Here is a 16,417-nt window from a genome sequence, read left to right on the forward strand (position 1 = left end):
TTTTCTCCTTAGTAGTAAGTATTGATCTATATAAAGTATAACAGATTTGTTAGAAATATGTAGCACTGGGAGGGAAGTGCATTTAATCTGTGGAAGTTTTGCTAATTTTGTGAGAAAAAGAAAGAAACTCATTCTTTTTACCAAATCAGCCACTTGTTTTTCCCCCAATCCCTAGCTTATGGTATAATATAATAAAACTGAAAGTGAGGGAAGAAATGACCGTTTATGTGAAAGATTTGGTCGATAATCTGCGGATTGAATGTGCTTACAGTACGGAAGAGCTCCTGCAAAAGCAAATTACGACGGCAGATATTACCCGACCAGGATTGGAAATGACTGGCTATTTTGATTACTATGCTCCAGAGCGCATCCAGTTGATAGGGATGAAGGAATGGTCTTATTTGATGGCCATGACTGCCCATAACCGCTATCAGGTTCTTTCTCAGATGTTCCAGCCAGAAACCCCTGTTGTCATAGTGGCACGTGGCTTGGAAATCCCTGAGGAGATGTACAAGGCTGCAAAAGAAAAACAAATTGCTATCTGCCGAAGCAAGACAGCAACCAGTCGTCTATCGGGAGAATTGTCTTCTTACTTGGATAGTCGCCTGGCTCAGCGGACGAGTGTACACGGTGTCTTGATGGACATTTACGGTATGGGTGTGCTTATCCAGGGTGATTCTGGTATCGGTAAGAGTGAGACTGGTCTTGAGTTGGTTAAACGAGGACACCGATTGGTGGCTGATGACCGTGTTGATGTCTATGCAAAAGACGATGTGACTCTCTGGGGTGAACCTGCGGAAATTCTGCGCCACTTATTAGAGATTCGAGGAGTTGGCATTATCGATATTATGAGTCTATATGGTGCTAGTGCCGTAAAAGATTCATCAGAAGTGCAGTTGGCTGTCTACTTAGAAAATTTTGAAACAGGTAAGGTATTTGACCGTTTGGGAAATTCTGGCGATAGTATCGAAATAGCAGGAATTGCTATTCCACAAATACGTATTCCTGTAAAAACCGGTCGAAATATTTCTGTGGTAATTGAAGCAGCAGCCATGAACTACCGTGCCAAACAGATGGGGTTTGATGCAACGAAAATCTTCGAAGAACGCTTGTCTAATTTAATTGAGCACAATAGAGAAGAGGTTTAATATGGATCCTATTGCGATTAAATTAGGTCCCTTAGAAATTCGTTGGTATGCAATCTGTATTTTGCTTGGTCTGATTCTAGGTGTTTATTTGGCGACAAAAGAGGGACCACGAAAGAAAATCCGTCAGGATGATATTTTAGATTTTATTCTAATCGCATTTCCGCTTTCTATCCTGGGGGCACGGATTTACTATGTAGCCTTTTCATGGAGCGAATACAAGGATAACATTTTATCTATCTTCGCTATCTGGAACGGTGGTATTGCCATCTATGGTGGTTTGATTACAGGTGCGATTGTCCTTTATTTCTTTACCCAGTATCGCTTTATTAATACCCTGGATTTTTTGGATATTGTAGCGCCATCGGTCATGATTGCTCAGGCAATCGGTCGTTGGGGAAATTTCTTTAACCAAGAGGCCTATGGTAAGGCAGTAGAAAGTTTGAACTACCTGCCAGCCTTTATCCGAGACCAGATGTATATTGATGGTGCCTACCGTCAACCAACCTTCTTGTTTGAGTCTCTCTGGAATTTGCTAGGCTTTGGCTTGGTTTGTGTGTTACGTAGACGGCCAAAATTCCTTAAACAGGGAGAAATAACAGCTTTCTACCTAGTCTGGTATGGTTGTGGTCGCCTTTTGATAGAAGGCTTGCGGACGGACAGCCTCATGTTCTTGGGAATACGTGTTTCACAATGGCTATCTGGGGTGTTAATCCTCGTTGGTATTATCATGGTTGTGTTGCGGAGAAGAAAGTCTTCTATTTCATTCTATCAACCCTAAAGGAGAAGATATGATTATTGAAATTTCTGTCTTGATTATTGCCTTGTCCATCGCGGCGGTGGCAGTATATATTGTTTTGTTGTTGAAAAAATTGGGTACGGTAACGGATGAAGCCCAGCAAACGCTTAAGGTCTTGACCAGTGATGTCAATGTGACTCTCTATCAGACCAACGAGCTTTTGGCTAAAACCAATGTCTTAGTCGAAGATGTAAATGGTAAGGTTTCGACCCTTGATCCTCTTTTTGTAGCGGTAGCTGACTTGTCAACTTCTGTATCTGATTTGAATGCTTCAGCGCGTGATTTGACAGTCAAAGCTAAGTCTGCTGGAGCAAGTACTGTAAAAGCTGGCGGAGCTCTTTCAGCTCTGTCAACTCTCTCATCTCTCTTAGGTAAGAAAGGAGAAAAAAATGGTAAAAAAATCTAGTAGCGTGTGGACTAGCCTTTTGTTAGGGGCAGCAGGCGGAGCTGCTGCAGCTGCTTTTCTAGCAAGTAAAACTGGTAAAACAGTCAAAGAAAAAGTCGTAAACTTTGCTAATGACTATAAAGAAAACCATGAAGAAATCAATGCTGATTTTGTCGCTAAGGCACAAGATTTAGGCAAACAAGCGACTGAACGATTTACTGAAGTAAAAACTCAACTTGAAACTGGTGAATTGACAGTAGAAGATTTGGTCAAGTCTGGTAAGGAAAAATCCTTGGAAACCTTTGAGCAAATCAAGGAAAAAATTGCGGAACAAAACTTGTCAACGGCTGACATTTTGGAAGCTATCAAGGCAAAAACTGCTAAAGCTCCGACAGTGGATTTGACAGAAGAAGATATTGAGGATGCTGTAGTTGTGTCTGAAGATATTGAGCTTACAATTGATGATGTCATCATCGAACCTGTATCAGAAACCGTTTCAGAAGTAGCAAGCGAAACTGCCTCAGAAACAGTTGAAGGATAAAAAGAAACTAGCTTAGAATTTTCTAGGCTAGTTTTGTTATCTGATTATCATTTGTTTTGTGTAAATTAAAAGCAGATAATTTTAGGGATTCAATATGTTTGAGTGGATGAAGACGGGAATCTATAATAAGGTAGTTGATGTCTCAAAATAGTCAAAATGATTGACTATTTTTCTTTTTTTGGTAAAATAGTAAAAAATATTGACTAACATGATTACAGGAGGAAGTCGTTGTGAAAATTGTTGTTGTTTTGAACACTAGTAGACCAGAGGCTTTTAGTAAGGTAGTTGTGCTCACTGAGGAGGGGGAAGGATGATGGAAGTTGAGAAAAGGAGTAAGGATTATGCTCGTATGTTTGACCAGCAAGTCGGTCTTTATGAAGACTATGCTCGTGGACATGGACTCAATGCAAAATGCTTATCCATTCTCATGTGGATTTATTATAATCCCGGAGGTGTGACGCAAAACTGGGTCAGTAAGAAGACCTATTCAAGCAAACAAGTTGTCAATGCTACTGTAAAGAAATTTTTGGATGGAGGCCTGGTAGTTTTAGAGGAGAATCTAGCAGATAAGCGACATAAGAAAATTAAATTGACAGAGGAGGGGCAACAATTTGCTAGTCGCATTTTGGATCCCTTAGAGGAGGCGGAAAATAAGGCGCTGTCTCAACTCAGTCAGGAGGAACAGGAGATTATGCTAGGATTAATTCAGCGCTACAGTCAGAGTCTCATGGCTATTTTAAAAGGAGAAGATGATGATTGATTATCAAAATGTATCTCTGACCTGTAAGGTTAGTGGACCAATCTTGAAAAATTTGACCTTTGATATTCAAGAAGGGGAGTTCTTTGTCTTGATTGGACCAAGCGGTAGTGGAAAGACAACCACGCTGAAATTGATTAACCGTCTAATTGAGCAGACCGAGGGAGAGGTTTTTTTTCAAGGTAAGCGACTTAAGGATTTCGACCTGCGTGAATTACGTTTGGAGACAGGTTATGTTCTTCAGCAGATAGCCCTTTTTCCAAATATGACGGTAGCTGAAAATATCGCTCTTATTCCTGAAATGAAAGGTCTGGGTAAGGAAGAAACCTTGACGAGGACGAGAGAGCTCTTGACCAAGGTTGGCTTGGAACCAGACAGCTATCTGGATCGTTTGCCCAAGGACTTATCTGGGGGAGAAAAACAGCGGGTTAGCATTCTGCGGGCCATCATTGCAAATCCGAAAGTGTTACTCATGGACGAACCTTTCTCAGCTCTGGATCCAATCAGTAAGGCTCAGTTGCAGGACTTGATTAAGGAATTACATGAGGAATTCAAGATGACAACGGTTTTCGTTACCCATGATATGGATGAGGCGGTTAAATTGGCGGATCGCATCTGTCTCATGCAAGATGGACAAGTTGTGCAATTAGGAAGTCCTGATGAATTGAGGAATCATCCTGCCAATGATTTTGTCAAGGAATTTATCAGAGCTCGAGGAGGTATGTAATGAACCTATTTGAAACCTTTATAGAACGCAAGGATGAGTGGGGAATCGCTCTTTTTGAACACCTTCGCATCTCCCTTCTAGCTTTGATTATTGCGATTGCAATTGCAGTACCTTTGGGACTGATTCTATCTAGTAAAAAACGCTTGACTGAGTGGAGCCTGCAAATAACAGGTATCTTCCAAACTATTCCATCCCTTGCTTTGCTTGGTCTTTTCATTCCTTTTATGGGAATCGGGGCCTTGCCAGCAGTAGTAGCACTCGTTATTTATGCTATCTTTCCTATCTTGCAGGGGACATTGACAGGACTTGGAGAAATCGACCCTTCCCTGGAAGAAGCAGCAACCGCTTTTGGTATGAATAAATGGGAGAAGTTGAAAAAATTTAAGTTAGCTCTTGCCATGCCTATTTTGATGTCAGGGATTCGGACAGCTTCCATTATGATTATCGGAACGGCGACTCTGGCGGCCTTGGTGGGGGCTGGGGGCCTTGGCTCCTTTATTCTACTTGGAATTGACCGCAATGATTCAGCCTTGATTTTGATTGGTGCGGTATCGTCGGCTGTCCTTGCAGTACTTTTCGGTTACGGCATTCGTCTGTTGCAGGATAAGAAACCCAAGACAATTTTGTTGGCTCTATTGGTGACTTTATTTACTGTTGGAGCTAGTTATGTTCCCATGCTTAACTTTTCCACAAAGCAGTTGGTCATTGCAGGGAAGCTCGGTGCAGAACCTGAAATTCTCATCAATATGTATAAGTTGTTGATTGAAGACCAGACAGACATCAAGGTGGAGATAAAACCTAATTTCGGAAAGACTAGCTTCCTTTATGAGGCACTCAAATCAGGTTCTATTGATATTTATCCTGAGTACACAGGGACCATTACAAGTACTCTTTTGAAAAATTCATCAATGGATTTATCTACTAATTCTGATGAGGTTTACACTTATGCCAAAGAGGCGATTTTGGAGCAGGATGGCTTGGTTTACCTGGCACCAATGGCTTTCCAGAATACCTATGCTTTGGCTGTAACGGAAGATTATGCTCAGAAAAATAGGATTGAAAAGATTTCGGATTTGGCAAAAGTGCAACAGACAGCTGTCGCAGGCTTCTCTTTAGAGTTTAATGACCGCGAAGATGGTAATATCGGTCTAAAAAATCTATACAATCTCCAACTTAATGTCAAGACCATGGAGCCAGCCCTTCGTTATGAAGCTATTAAGAGTGGTAATGTGCAGATTATCGAAGCATATTCTACTGATAGCAAGGTAGTCACTTACAAATTGAAAATCCTAGAAGATGACAAACAGCTCTTCCCACCCTATCAGGCTGCTCCGCTATTGTCCAAAGAAACCTTAGAAAAATATCCTGAGTTGGAGCAAGTCTTAGGAGTCTTGGCAGGCAAAATCTCGACCGAGGAAATGACCCAGATGAACTATGCGGTCGATGTGGAAGGCAAGTCGGCAGAGCAAGTGGCGAGGGAATATTTGGAACGAGAAGGATTGTTAAAATAGGAGAACATCATGTCACATCAACTAGATAACGCAAAAAATCTTTACCTTCGTGGCATTCGGGACGGGGAAATCAAGGAAGTTCATGAAAACTATATGGGAGCTACTTACACCCAGCACAGTCCGGGTGTGCCTGATGAGAAAGAGGGATTTGCGGCTTTCTTTGAGGACTTTTTCAAACGCAATCCCAAGCGGGAAATCACCATTGTGCGTGCCATTGAGGACGGGAATTTTGTCTTTGTCCATGTTCACCAGAAACTCAATGACGGTGAAGCTGAGTGGGTGACGGCGGACATCTTCCGTTCGGATGAAAATGGTCGTATCGTCGAGCATTGGGACAACAAGGAAGTCATGCTAGACAAAAAAGACTTGACGAATTTAGGGAAATTTTAATCCATTAAATGATGAAAGTAGGCATATGCTTTTGTTAATGCTATTAAGTTAACTGGTAGTTGGAAATACTTTGTTTGTAACAGTCATAGAGGTCAGATTTGGAGTGTAAAACACAAACCGTGGAAATGTGCTCAACAAATCCTATTTAATCTTTGAGGCTGCGCGAAAAGACTTAAAATATAGAAAATAGCTTAGAATTACGTCGTCAAAAACGTTGATTTTAAGCTATTTTTGTTTGTTCAAATTTTAATTGAAGCGGGAAACGAGTGTAGCTTCCGTCAAACAGTCTGTGGGGGAGCGTTGAAAGTTTGAAATAAAGCAAACATAGTGTATCTATAAAATGAATCCCTTTTTACACGTAATGCTATGTGCAAATCAAAGGGGAATTTGAAAAATTCTAGAAAAAATTTAAAAATATACATTTAGAAATATATTAAATTTTATATTTGTTAAGTTCAGAATGCTTATTCTATAAGGCTTCTAAAGAATGGCTTTTGGGTGAAATAATAGTATTAGTCTTCAAATAAATAAAAATACAGATAAAACAGGAAAAATATTCACTTTAAAAGCAAGTTTATTTCTTTAAAAAACGCATAAAACCTTGACAAATTTGAAGATAGGGTGATAAAATAAACAAGCTAGTAGTGAATGGCATTTAATAATTATAGTTTTAAGTTATCTTTTTATAAATTTATAAAGCTGTCCTAAAGTGAGGCAAACTGTAGAAATAGTTTGAAGTATCAATGTCAGTTGCTCTGGTTATGTTTTTTAATAAAGAAGGAGATCGTTAACATGGAACGAAAACGACCGAAAAAATTTGATTGGTACAATGCCAAGCAACGTTTTTCAATTCGTAAGTATCATTGTGGAGCCGCAAGTGTATTACTTGGGGTATCACTTGCTTTGTCAGGAGGTATGGAAGTTTCAGCATTGACGATGGACACAGCGCCATCAAATTCTGTTGCTGAGACAATAAGTTTATCTACTGATAAAACGGAGGCATCCACTGATGTAATAACATCAACAGATACTGCTGCAACAGATGCTGTGTCCTCTAAGGATGTGGTAGATCGTGCAACAAAAATTGACTATACAGTTGAATATCAAGATGAAACTGGTACTGCTGTAGCTACAGTAGCCAAATCAGTTTCCTTGACTACAAAAGACCCTATTGCGATTGCAATTGTGACTGAGACAGCCGAGCTACCGAAAGGGTATCAACTAGCAGCCAATGAAGTGGCAACGATTAATTCTGGAGTAGTAGAAGGAGGAAGTACAAAAATTGTTTTCAAAGTTGTGAAGCAAGCAGCGGAGACAGCAAGCGTAACAACCTCAACTTTACCAATTGATACTGCAGTCTCAACGTCATCAGCTGTACCAGCTGAATTTAAAGCAAGGGCAGCTACAGAGCCAGCAACTATTGAAGACGTAAAACATCTTTTAGCCCAAGTGTCATCTGAAGCGGCAGTTCTTGCCTCACAGGGTGAGAGATTGGTTGCAACAACTGAATCTAATAATTCATTGCTAAAAACTGCAGTGACAAATGCTCGTTTGGTAGCTAAAGAATCTGACCTATTACTGGCAAATTCAGCCGCAACGGTTGAACAGTTGTATACACAGATTAATTCGGTTCGTACAAACGTAGAAGCACTAGCTGTGGAATTGCGCAAATTTAGTCCAGATGGTGTCATCACGGCTCAATTAGGTGCAACAGCCCTTGCGGACCCTGTGGAAGTTTTAAATCGTCCATCTGATTGGAAATATGGTATCAAGTCAGTTACGTCTCAATATATTGGTAAAGACTCAGAAGGCTTAGATATGGTCAAATGGGTGATTACCCATGACTCGAAAGCAAGCCAGCATTATCAGTATATCTTAGTTGCTACGAGTGATAAATTTAACAATACTGGTGGGGGAGATATTACCATTAAATCTGGATCTCCAAACCTAAATATTTACGATTATCAAGATCGCCTAGGTTATATCAACTTTGATGGTGAACTGTCTAAATATTTTGGAAATAGAGGTGGCAACGCCTTTGCTCCAAATGAAAAACCATCCAAAGGGCCTGGGGCAAATCGGGCGCTCTTTTATGATAAATCATGGCGAGATGTTGGCGCAGGAGATTATGTTATCGAAGTAATCACCCATGGACCGAACCACACACTCTATGTACGTTCTTCTGCTTCTCGTACTTATTTGGATACAGAGAACGATTTGAGGGATTCTTCCGCTACTAGGAATGTTGACTGGGATGATACATTAACTCGTTTGACTGATGAGCAACGTTATGGAAGCAATAAAATTATAACTGATGACGGTTTCTTGAAGGGTGCTGGTCCGATAGAAGAAAATACACCATCGACAGCTACCAACAAGCACGACATCTTTATCTTCAATAAGACACCAATTAAGACAGTTGATAGCTCTAATAAGCCAGATGGTTTGGACAAGGTAAAAATCGCTGACTTAGTAGATCCAGAAGGCATTAAGTCTGTCGAAGTTAACCAACCAAGTTCATTAGGTTATTCAGTAGACAAAGACGGAAACGCATACGGTACTGCTTCTGTAGACAAACTTGGTTATTATTCTCGCGGACTGAAAGTGACAGATAATAAGGACAATGTAACCGATGTCCTTTCCAACAATAAATACATGACCTATGTTTTGGATACTGCCGTTAAAGGTACTGTAATCAAAGAAGACTGGGAAGGTGTCACTGAAAGCGATATTCTAAGCCAAGTAGAAGTCAATACAGGTGGTGTAGCTAATGTAGCAGAAGGCAAGGGTTACCGTAAAGTTCTCTTGAAGAATGAGAATGAAGACTTGTCTAAACTTAAAGCCGGTACTTATGTATTTACGGTCAGGGTTGTTACAGATTCTAACGTCTACAAAGAGGAGGAAGTCACTGTAATTGTGAAAGCCACTGTAAGTACAGTTGAAATTACTGACTTTAAAGAAGGTGACAGAAGTGTTGAACTTGTTCCAAAATCTGACGTTGACCAAATCTTTGTCGGAGTTCAAGGGAAATCTGTTAAATTAGTGAAAAAGCCAGATGGAACCTATGTGGCGGAGGAAAATGAGGCGAATGTCACTGTATCAACTGAGCCAAAAACAGGAAATATCACTCTAACCTTACCAGATGGAAAAACTTTTGCGGCAAGAGATCGTGTTGTTACTCGTGCTGAAAAGCAAGATCCTACCGAGCTAGATGGCTATGTTAGATCTCCAGAAGTAGAGAAATTTGCGACTGCCTTGAGCAATGTTGTAAAAGCAAAGCCAAACTATCCAGTCACAAATGTCGTTCCAGGTACTCCAGCTATCTCAACACCTACATTTACAGATGCAAGCGGTCGACCAGTAGCAGCTCCAAAGAATGCAACTTATGAAATTCCATCAGATTTCAAAGTTCCAGAAGGATATACTGCAAAGATCAACCCAACGACAGGCGTTGTAACAGTTACAGTTGCTAATGGCACGACAGTTGAAAGCATTGAAGTACCAGTTAAGGTGACTTATGAAGATAAGACTGTGGAGAATGCGAAAGCTAAGTTCCAATTAGACACAGATGGTGACGGTATGCCAGATGTGACCGATAAGGATGATGATAATGATGGTATTCCGGATACAGAGGATAAAAATCCTAAGAAAGCAACGAATACAGTTATTACAGCAGATGATGCTACAGTAACCGAAGGTCAACCAGTTAAACCAATCCCAGTGACTGTAACATCTGATAATCCAAAGGCAACAGTTAAAGTAACAGGCTTGCCAGATGGTCTCACATTTGATCCAAATAAAGGAGAAGTCACAGGAACTCCTAAGAAGATTACAAATTGGGGCAAAGATGAAGAGAAACGTGATTTCACTGTAACAGTTGAAGCTAAGGATGATAAAGGTAATCCGATTGTCGACAAAGACAATAAACCAGTAATCAAAACCATTACAATTACTGTTCAACGCGATACAGATGGCGATGGTATGCCAGATGTGACCGATAAGGATGATGATAACGACGGTATTTCAGATGAAGTCGAAAAAGAAAAAGGTACTGATCCAAAAGTTCCGAACGCTGGTGTGACAGTAACACCTAAAGATGTTCTTGAAGGTCAACCAGTTCCGGATGGCACTCAAGTTGTCAAACCAGAATCACCTAAGACAGTAATCACACCATCTGAGCCAGTCAACGGCGTATCAGTAGATGGCAATGGTAACCTTGTAGGCACACCAAAAGTAGACGATTGGGGCAAAGACGAAGAAGAACGTGGAATCACTATCCCAGTCACTGTTACAACAGATGGCGAATCTAAAGTAGTTAATGTACCAGTCACCATCCAACGCGATACAGATGGCGACGGTATGCCAGATGTGACTGATACTGATGATGACAACGATGGCATCTCAGATGAAGTCGAAAAAGAAAAAGGTACCGATCCAAAAGTACCGAATGTGGGCATATCAGTAACGCCTAAAGATGTTCTTGAAGGCAAACCAGTTCCGGATGGCACTCAAGTTGTCAAACCAGAATCACCTAAGACAGTAATCACTCCATCTACTCCTGTCAACGGCGTATCAGTAGATGGCAATGGTAACCTTGTAGGCACACCAAAAGTAGACGATTGGGGCAAAGATGAAGAAGAACGTAAGATCACTATCCCAGTTACTGTTACAACGGATGGCGAGTCTAAAGTAATTGACGTTCCAGTTACCATCCAACGTGATACAGATGGCGATGGTATGCCAGACGTAACCGATAAAGATGATGATAATGATGGTATTCTAGATACAGAAGATCCAGCTCCAAAAGATTCAACAAAACCTAATACAGGTGTAACCGTAACGCCTAAAGATGTTCTTGAAGGCAAACCGGTTCCAGATGGTACCCAAGTTGTCAAACCAGAATCACCTAAGACAGTAATCACTCCATCTACTCCAGTCAATGGTGTATCAGTAGATGGCAATGGTAACCTCGTAGGCACACCAAAAGTAGACGATTGGGGCAAAGATGAAGAAGAACGTGAAATCACTATCCCAGTCACTGTTACCACAGATGGCGAATCTAAAGTAGTTAATGTACCAGTCACCATTCAACGCGATACAGATGGTGATGGTATGCCAGATGTGACTGATACTGACGATGACAACGATGGTATCTCAGATGAAGTCGAAAAAGAAAAAGGTACTGATCCAAAAGTTCCGAATGTGGGCATATCAGTAACACCTAAAGATGTTCTTGAAGGCAAACCAGTTCCGGATGGCACTCAAGTTGTTAAACCAGAATCACCTAAGACAGTAATCACTCCATCTACTCCAGTCAATGGTGTATCAGTAGATGGCAATGGTAACCTTGTAGGTACACCAAAAGTAGACGATTGGGGCAAAGATGAAGAAGAACGTAAGATTACTATCCCAGTCACTGTTACAACGGATGGCGAGTCTAAAGTAATCGACGTTCCAGTTACAATCCAACGCGACACAGATGGTGACGGTATGCCAGATGTGACTGATACTGACGATGACAACGATGGTATCTCAGATGAAGTCGAAAAAGAAAAAGGTACTGATCCAAAAGTACCGAACGTTGGTGTGACAGTAACGCCTAAAGATGTTCTTGAAGGTCAACCAGTTCCAGATGGCACCCAAGTTGTCAAACCAGAATCACCTAAGACAGTAATCACTCCATCTGCTCCAGTCAACGGCGTATCAGTAGATGGCAATGGTAACCTCGTAGGCACACCAAAAGTAGACGATTGGGGCAAAGATGAAGAAGAACGTGAAATCACTATCCCAGTCACTGTTACAACAGATGGCGAATCTAAAGTAATCGACGTACCAGTAACGATTCAACGCGACACAGATGGCGACGGTATGCCAGATGTGACTGATACTGATGATGACAACGATGGCATCTCAGATGAAGTCGAAAAAGAAAAAGGTACCGATCCAAAAGTACCGAACACTGGCGTGACAGTAACACCTAAAGATGTTCTTGAAGGTCAACCAGTTCCGGATGGCACTCAAGTTGTCAAACCAGAATCACCTAAGACAGTAATCACTCCATCTACTCCAGTCAATGGTGTATCAGTAGATGGCAATGGTAACCTCGTAGGCACACCAAAAGTAGACGATTGGGGCAAAGATGAAGAAGAACGTGAAATCACCGTTCCAGTCACTGTTACAACGGATGGCGAGTCTAAAGTAATCGACGTACCAGTTACGATCCAACGCGACACAGATGGCGATGGTATGCCAGATGTGACTGATACTGATGATGACAACGACGGTATTACTGATGAAGTAGAGAAGGAAAGCGGCACCGATCCTAAGTCTCCTAATACAGGTGTAACAGTAACACCTAAAGATGTTCTTGAAGGTCAACCAGTTCCAGATGGCACTCAAGTTGTCAAACCAGAATCACCTAAGACGGCAATCACTCCATCTGCTCCAGTCAATGGCGTATCAGTAGATGGCAATGGTAACCTCGTAGGCACACCAAAAGTAGACGATTGGGGCAAAGATGAAGAAGAACGTGAAATCACCGTTCCAGTCACTGTTACAACAGATGGCGAATCAAAAGTAGTTAATGTACCAGTCACCATCCAACGCGATACAGATGGCGATGGTATGCCAGATGTGACTGATACTGATGATGACAACGATGGCATCTCAGATGAAGTCGAAAAAGAAAAAGGTACTGATCCTAAGTCTCCTAATACAGGTGTAACTGTAACGCCTAAAGATGTTCTTGAAGGTCAACCAGTTCCGGATGGCACCCAAGTTGTCAAACCGGAATCACCTAAGACAGTAATCACTCCATCTGCTCCGGTCAATGGCGTATCAGTAGATGGCAATGGTAACCTTGTAGGCACACCAAAAGTGGACGATTGGGGCAAAGACGAAGAAGAACGTAAGATCACTATTCCAGTTACTGTTACAACAGATGGCGAATCTAAAGTAATTGACGTTCCAGTTACAATCCAACGCGACACAGATGGCGACGGTATGCCAGATGTGACTGATACTGACGATGACAACGATGGCATCTCAGATGAAGTCGAAAAAGAAAAAGGTACTGATCCAAAAGTTCCGAACGCTGGTGTGACAGTAACACCTAAATCGACCGAAACTAAGTCAATGAAATCTACGACAGCTCAACTACCAAATACAGGTGAAACAAGCACTGTTGCAGTTTCAGCTCTTGGTGTAGGCATGTTGATTGCAACACTTGCCCTTGCAGGTAAGCGTCGTAAAAAAGGTGAAGAATAATTAGGTTTAAGAACCCATAATCTCCACTTTTAAATATACAAAACAACCTCCGAGATTTATTCTTGGAGGTGGTTTGTTGTACGAATAATCACCCAAATAACGAGGTATCTATCCAATCACTCCCTTCTCCAGTATACTGTTAGAAAAAACAAAACTGGAGGGTGTTTTGATGTCACCCCCTCTTCTGCGGAGATTGAAAGAGTTGGCTTGAATGAACAAGAATTTTTGCCATTATATAAACGTTTTTGATAATAAAAAATAACTTAGTTAAATGGTGAAAAAGATGTTGGATAGGTAGCTTGTTGAGGAGAAATAACCTCATTTTTACTGTAAAATAAGACTCAATTCCTTGGGGGTGAGATGCTATTCTTAGAAAATTGTAAATATCATAAAAACACTCTGAAGAAATTATAGACCTATATAATAAATACATGTATTTTTTGTTGGAATGGCACGCTTGATTTGTGATAATGTTAGCTTTTCATAAAGTGCTGTGATATAATCAGTTGTGTATTGATAACTTATCTTGTGCAGTTGCGACTTAGCATAAGAGGAATTAATGAGGAAAAAAAGTGAAAAAAAATAAAATTAAATTATATTCAGCGCTCATATTAACAAGTCTTGTGACAGTAGACATTAGTAGTGGTTGGAACATTAGTGCTGAAATTATAAAACAAGTACTTACCTTGGAAAATGCAATAAAGATTTCAGAAGGGAAAATCACATTAGAAAATCGTCAAGTAGACTCTCTTTTACTTGGTAGTGATATTCTGCCAGATAATGATAATGATGGTGATGGTTTAGCAAATAAAGAAGAAATCTATACCTATGAGAAAGACAAAACTACTTATTTCGGTTATTATAGTCATCCATTTCTTAAAGACAGTGATGGTGATGGTTTTTCAGATGGCACGGAGCGGACGGTTACTGATTCCCATCCTCAATTGACAGATCCCTTGAAATGGGATGTTACGTCTAGAGAGATGGCCATGTTTATGGAGTTGGCTTATAGAGACGATGATTATATAAGAAAGGTACTAGATCCACTACAGCCACTTGATACTCTTTATGATGGTAGACAAGAGTATGCTATGATGCATAAGGAACTCTCTCCATACTGGCGAATGGTAAGAACTTTCCATGAAAATAATGGATTTGATGCAGTTTTGTTCGAGACGACTTCTAATTATCCATTTATTAATGCTGGTGAAGTGCAAGTCCTTGCAATTAGGGGTACAAAAGGAACTTCCGATGTGGATGATGATCTTAGTATTTTCTTTGCAACAAATCCCAAACAGGCAAATAGTATTGAAAGATTGATGGATCAGCTTCAGCAGTCCACACAAATCAATAATTTGTATTTGACAGGACATTCTTTAGGTGGTTATCTTGCGCAACGTGGTTTTATTTATGCTAATCAAAAGAACTATGATTGGGCAAAAAAATCCTACACATTTAATGCCCCAAAAATAAAAGGTTTGGTTAGCAATCTCAATGGTATTGCTGCAATAGGAGACCAGCTGACAAATGAAGGAAAATCGATTCATTATGCAACAGATAATGATACTTTAATTACTAATGGTGTTGGGCATTTTTCTGGCACAAAATTTGTTGGTAAATCCGTGGCGGGGCACGGTTCTAGATCTTTCTTAGAACCGTTAATGAATGGGCAATATGACTTTACAACGGGGGACAAGAAAAGCATTAATGAGACAGGTTACATTGATCCCAAATTAGCTAATTTATATTATTTTACATTGCCAGAAGCAAATGTCTATGAACCAATTTTTTCTGATGAAGAAATTTTTGAGGGAGAAGAAGTAGATTTTAATGATAATCTTACCAATTCTAAGGACCTCCCTAATACTATAACTATACAAGATATTACTCCAAAAGGCACTGTTAATACGAATAAAGAGGGAGATTATCTTGCAACTGTACAAGTTTTGTATTCTGACAATAGCTATGATGTACTGCAAATTCCTGTAAAAGTGCATAAGAAAGACTATCCTACCTCTCTAAGTGTAGCCCTTCCTGAAGCTGTCATTACGGAGAAAGAAATCCCTTTTGATACCCTTTATCAAGACGATCCCACACTTCCAGTTGGTCAAGAGTTTGAGCAAGTTGCCGGTGTAACAGGAAAAACCAATGTGATTAGTATTGGAGACCAGACGACAGAGGTCGTTACCACTGCCAAAGTAGATCGCATTGTTAGAGTTGGTACGAAGTTAGCAGCTGCTCAGAGTGCAGACCTTGCCGAAGCTGTTATCACGGAGAAAGAAATCCCTTTTGATACCCTTTATCAAGACGATCCCACACTTCCAGTTGGTCAAGAGTCTGAGCAAGTTGCCGGTGTAACAGGAAAAATCAATGTGATTAGTATTGGAGACCAGACGACAGAGGTCGTTACCACTGCCAAAGTAGATCGCATTGTTAGAGTTGGTACGAAGTTAGCAGCTACTCAGAGTGCAAACCTTGCCGAAGCTGTTATCACGGAGAAAGAAATCCCTTTTGATACTCTTTATCAAGACGACCCTACTCTTCCAGTTGGTCAAGAGTTTGAGCAAGTTGCCGGTGTAACAGGAAAAACCAATGTGATTAGTATTGGAGACCAGACGACAGAGGTCATTACCACTGCCAAAGTAGATCGCATTGTTAGAGTTGGTACGAAGTTAGCAGCTGCTCAGAGTGCAGACCTTGCCGAAGCTGTTATCACGGAGAAAGAAATCCCTTTTGATACCCTTTATCAAGACGATCCCACACTTCCAGTTGGTCAAGAGTCTGAGCAAGTTGCCGGTGTAACAGGAAAAATCAATGTGATTAGTATTGGAGACCAGACGACAGAGGTCGTTACCACTGCCAAAGTAGATCGCATTGTTAGAGTTGGTACGAAGTT

Annotated in this window: 9 protein-coding genes and 1 pseudogene; all 10 read left to right on the forward strand. The window is 40.7% G+C overall.

Annotation, left to right across the window (positions count from 1 at the left end; genetic code table 11):
* Nucleotides 1-215 precede the first annotated feature (215 nt).
* The gene (gene hprK, locus ODU37_RS05550; protein WP_002936769.1) at nucleotides 216-1,148 is read left to right on the forward strand and encodes an HPr(Ser) kinase/phosphatase; all 933 of its coding nucleotides are present in this window, start codon (nucleotides 216-218) and stop codon (nucleotides 1,146-1,148) included.
* 1 nt (nucleotide 1,149) lies between these two features.
* A complete protein-coding gene (lgt, locus tag ODU37_RS05555) occupies nucleotides 1,150-1,926 on the forward strand; it encodes a prolipoprotein diacylglyceryl transferase (protein WP_023371045.1) in 777 nt (258 codons plus the stop codon).
* 13 nt (nucleotides 1,927-1,939) lie between these two features.
* Nucleotides 1,940-2,350, forward strand: a complete 411-nt coding sequence (locus ODU37_RS05560) for a DUF948 domain-containing protein (protein WP_024376744.1) — start codon at nucleotides 1,940-1,942, stop codon at nucleotides 2,348-2,350.
* Nucleotides 2,334-2,870 (forward strand): YtxH domain-containing protein, encoded by a 537-nt coding sequence (locus ODU37_RS05565; protein ID WP_221877065.1) that lies wholly within the window; start codon nucleotides 2,334-2,336, stop codon nucleotides 2,868-2,870. Before ODU37_RS05560 ends, ODU37_RS05565 begins: the two co-directional genes overlap by 17 nt.
* A gap of 310 nt (nucleotides 2,871-3,180) precedes the next feature.
* Nucleotides 3,181-3,630: a MarR family winged helix-turn-helix transcriptional regulator gene (locus ODU37_RS05570; protein WP_105159239.1), complete on the forward strand. Its 450-nt coding sequence runs from the start codon at nucleotides 3,181-3,183 to the stop codon at nucleotides 3,628-3,630.
* The gene (locus tag ODU37_RS05575; RefSeq protein WP_009910543.1) at nucleotides 3,623-4,354 is read left to right on the forward strand and encodes an ABC transporter ATP-binding protein; all 732 of its coding nucleotides are present in this window, start codon (nucleotides 3,623-3,625) and stop codon (nucleotides 4,352-4,354) included. The genes ODU37_RS05570 and ODU37_RS05575 overlap by 8 nt, the downstream gene beginning before the upstream one ends.
* The gene (locus ODU37_RS05580; protein ID WP_249562169.1) at nucleotides 4,354-5,865 is read left to right on the forward strand and encodes an ABC transporter permease/substrate-binding protein; all 1,512 of its coding nucleotides are present in this window, start codon (nucleotides 4,354-4,356) and stop codon (nucleotides 5,863-5,865) included. Before ODU37_RS05575 ends, ODU37_RS05580 begins: the two co-directional genes overlap by 1 nt.
* Before the next feature lie 9 nt (nucleotides 5,866-5,874).
* A pseudogene (locus tag ODU37_RS05585) lies at nucleotides 5,875-6,201 on the forward strand (nuclear transport factor 2 family protein); the annotation flags it as partial.
* A gap of 846 nt (nucleotides 6,202-7,047) precedes the next feature.
* Complete coding sequence (locus ODU37_RS05590) at nucleotides 7,048-13,521, forward strand: YPDG domain-containing protein (RefSeq protein ID WP_249562170.1); 6,474 nt, start codon at nucleotides 7,048-7,050, stop codon at nucleotides 13,519-13,521.
* Nucleotides 13,522-14,093: 572 nt separating this feature from the next.
* A partial coding sequence (locus ODU37_RS05595; RefSeq protein ID WP_398580436.1) for a G5 domain-containing protein occupies nucleotides 14,094-16,417 on the forward strand: 2,324 nt, incomplete at its 3' end.

It is taken from the genome of Streptococcus sp. 2021WUSS109 (assembly GCF_044427305.1).
Lineage (GTDB): Bacteria > Bacillota > Bacilli > Lactobacillales > Streptococcaceae > Streptococcus > Streptococcus suis.

Bases quoted from the DNA above. Each gene is read 5' to 3' on its own strand.
- ODU37_RS05570 (WP_105159239.1), top strand. From the start codon at position 3,181: ATGATGGAAGTTGAGAAAAGGAGTAAGGATTATGCTCGTATGTTTGAC.
- hprK (WP_002936769.1), top strand. From the start codon at position 216: ATGACCGTTTATGTGAAAGATTTGGTCGATAATCTGCGGATTGAATGT.
- ODU37_RS05580 (WP_249562169.1), top strand. From the start codon at position 4,354: ATGAACCTATTTGAAACCTTTATAGAACGCAAGGATGAGTGGGGAATC.
- lgt (WP_023371045.1), top strand. From the start codon at position 1,150: ATGGATCCTATTGCGATTAAATTAGGTCCCTTAGAAATTCGTTGGTAT.
- ODU37_RS05590 (WP_249562170.1), top strand. From the start codon at position 7,048: ATGGAACGAAAACGACCGAAAAAATTTGATTGGTACAATGCCAAGCAA.
- ODU37_RS05565 (WP_221877065.1), top strand. From the start codon at position 2,334: ATGGTAAAAAAATCTAGTAGCGTGTGGACTAGCCTTTTGTTAGGGGCA.
- ODU37_RS05575 (WP_009910543.1), top strand. From the start codon at position 3,623: ATGATTGATTATCAAAATGTATCTCTGACCTGTAAGGTTAGTGGACCA.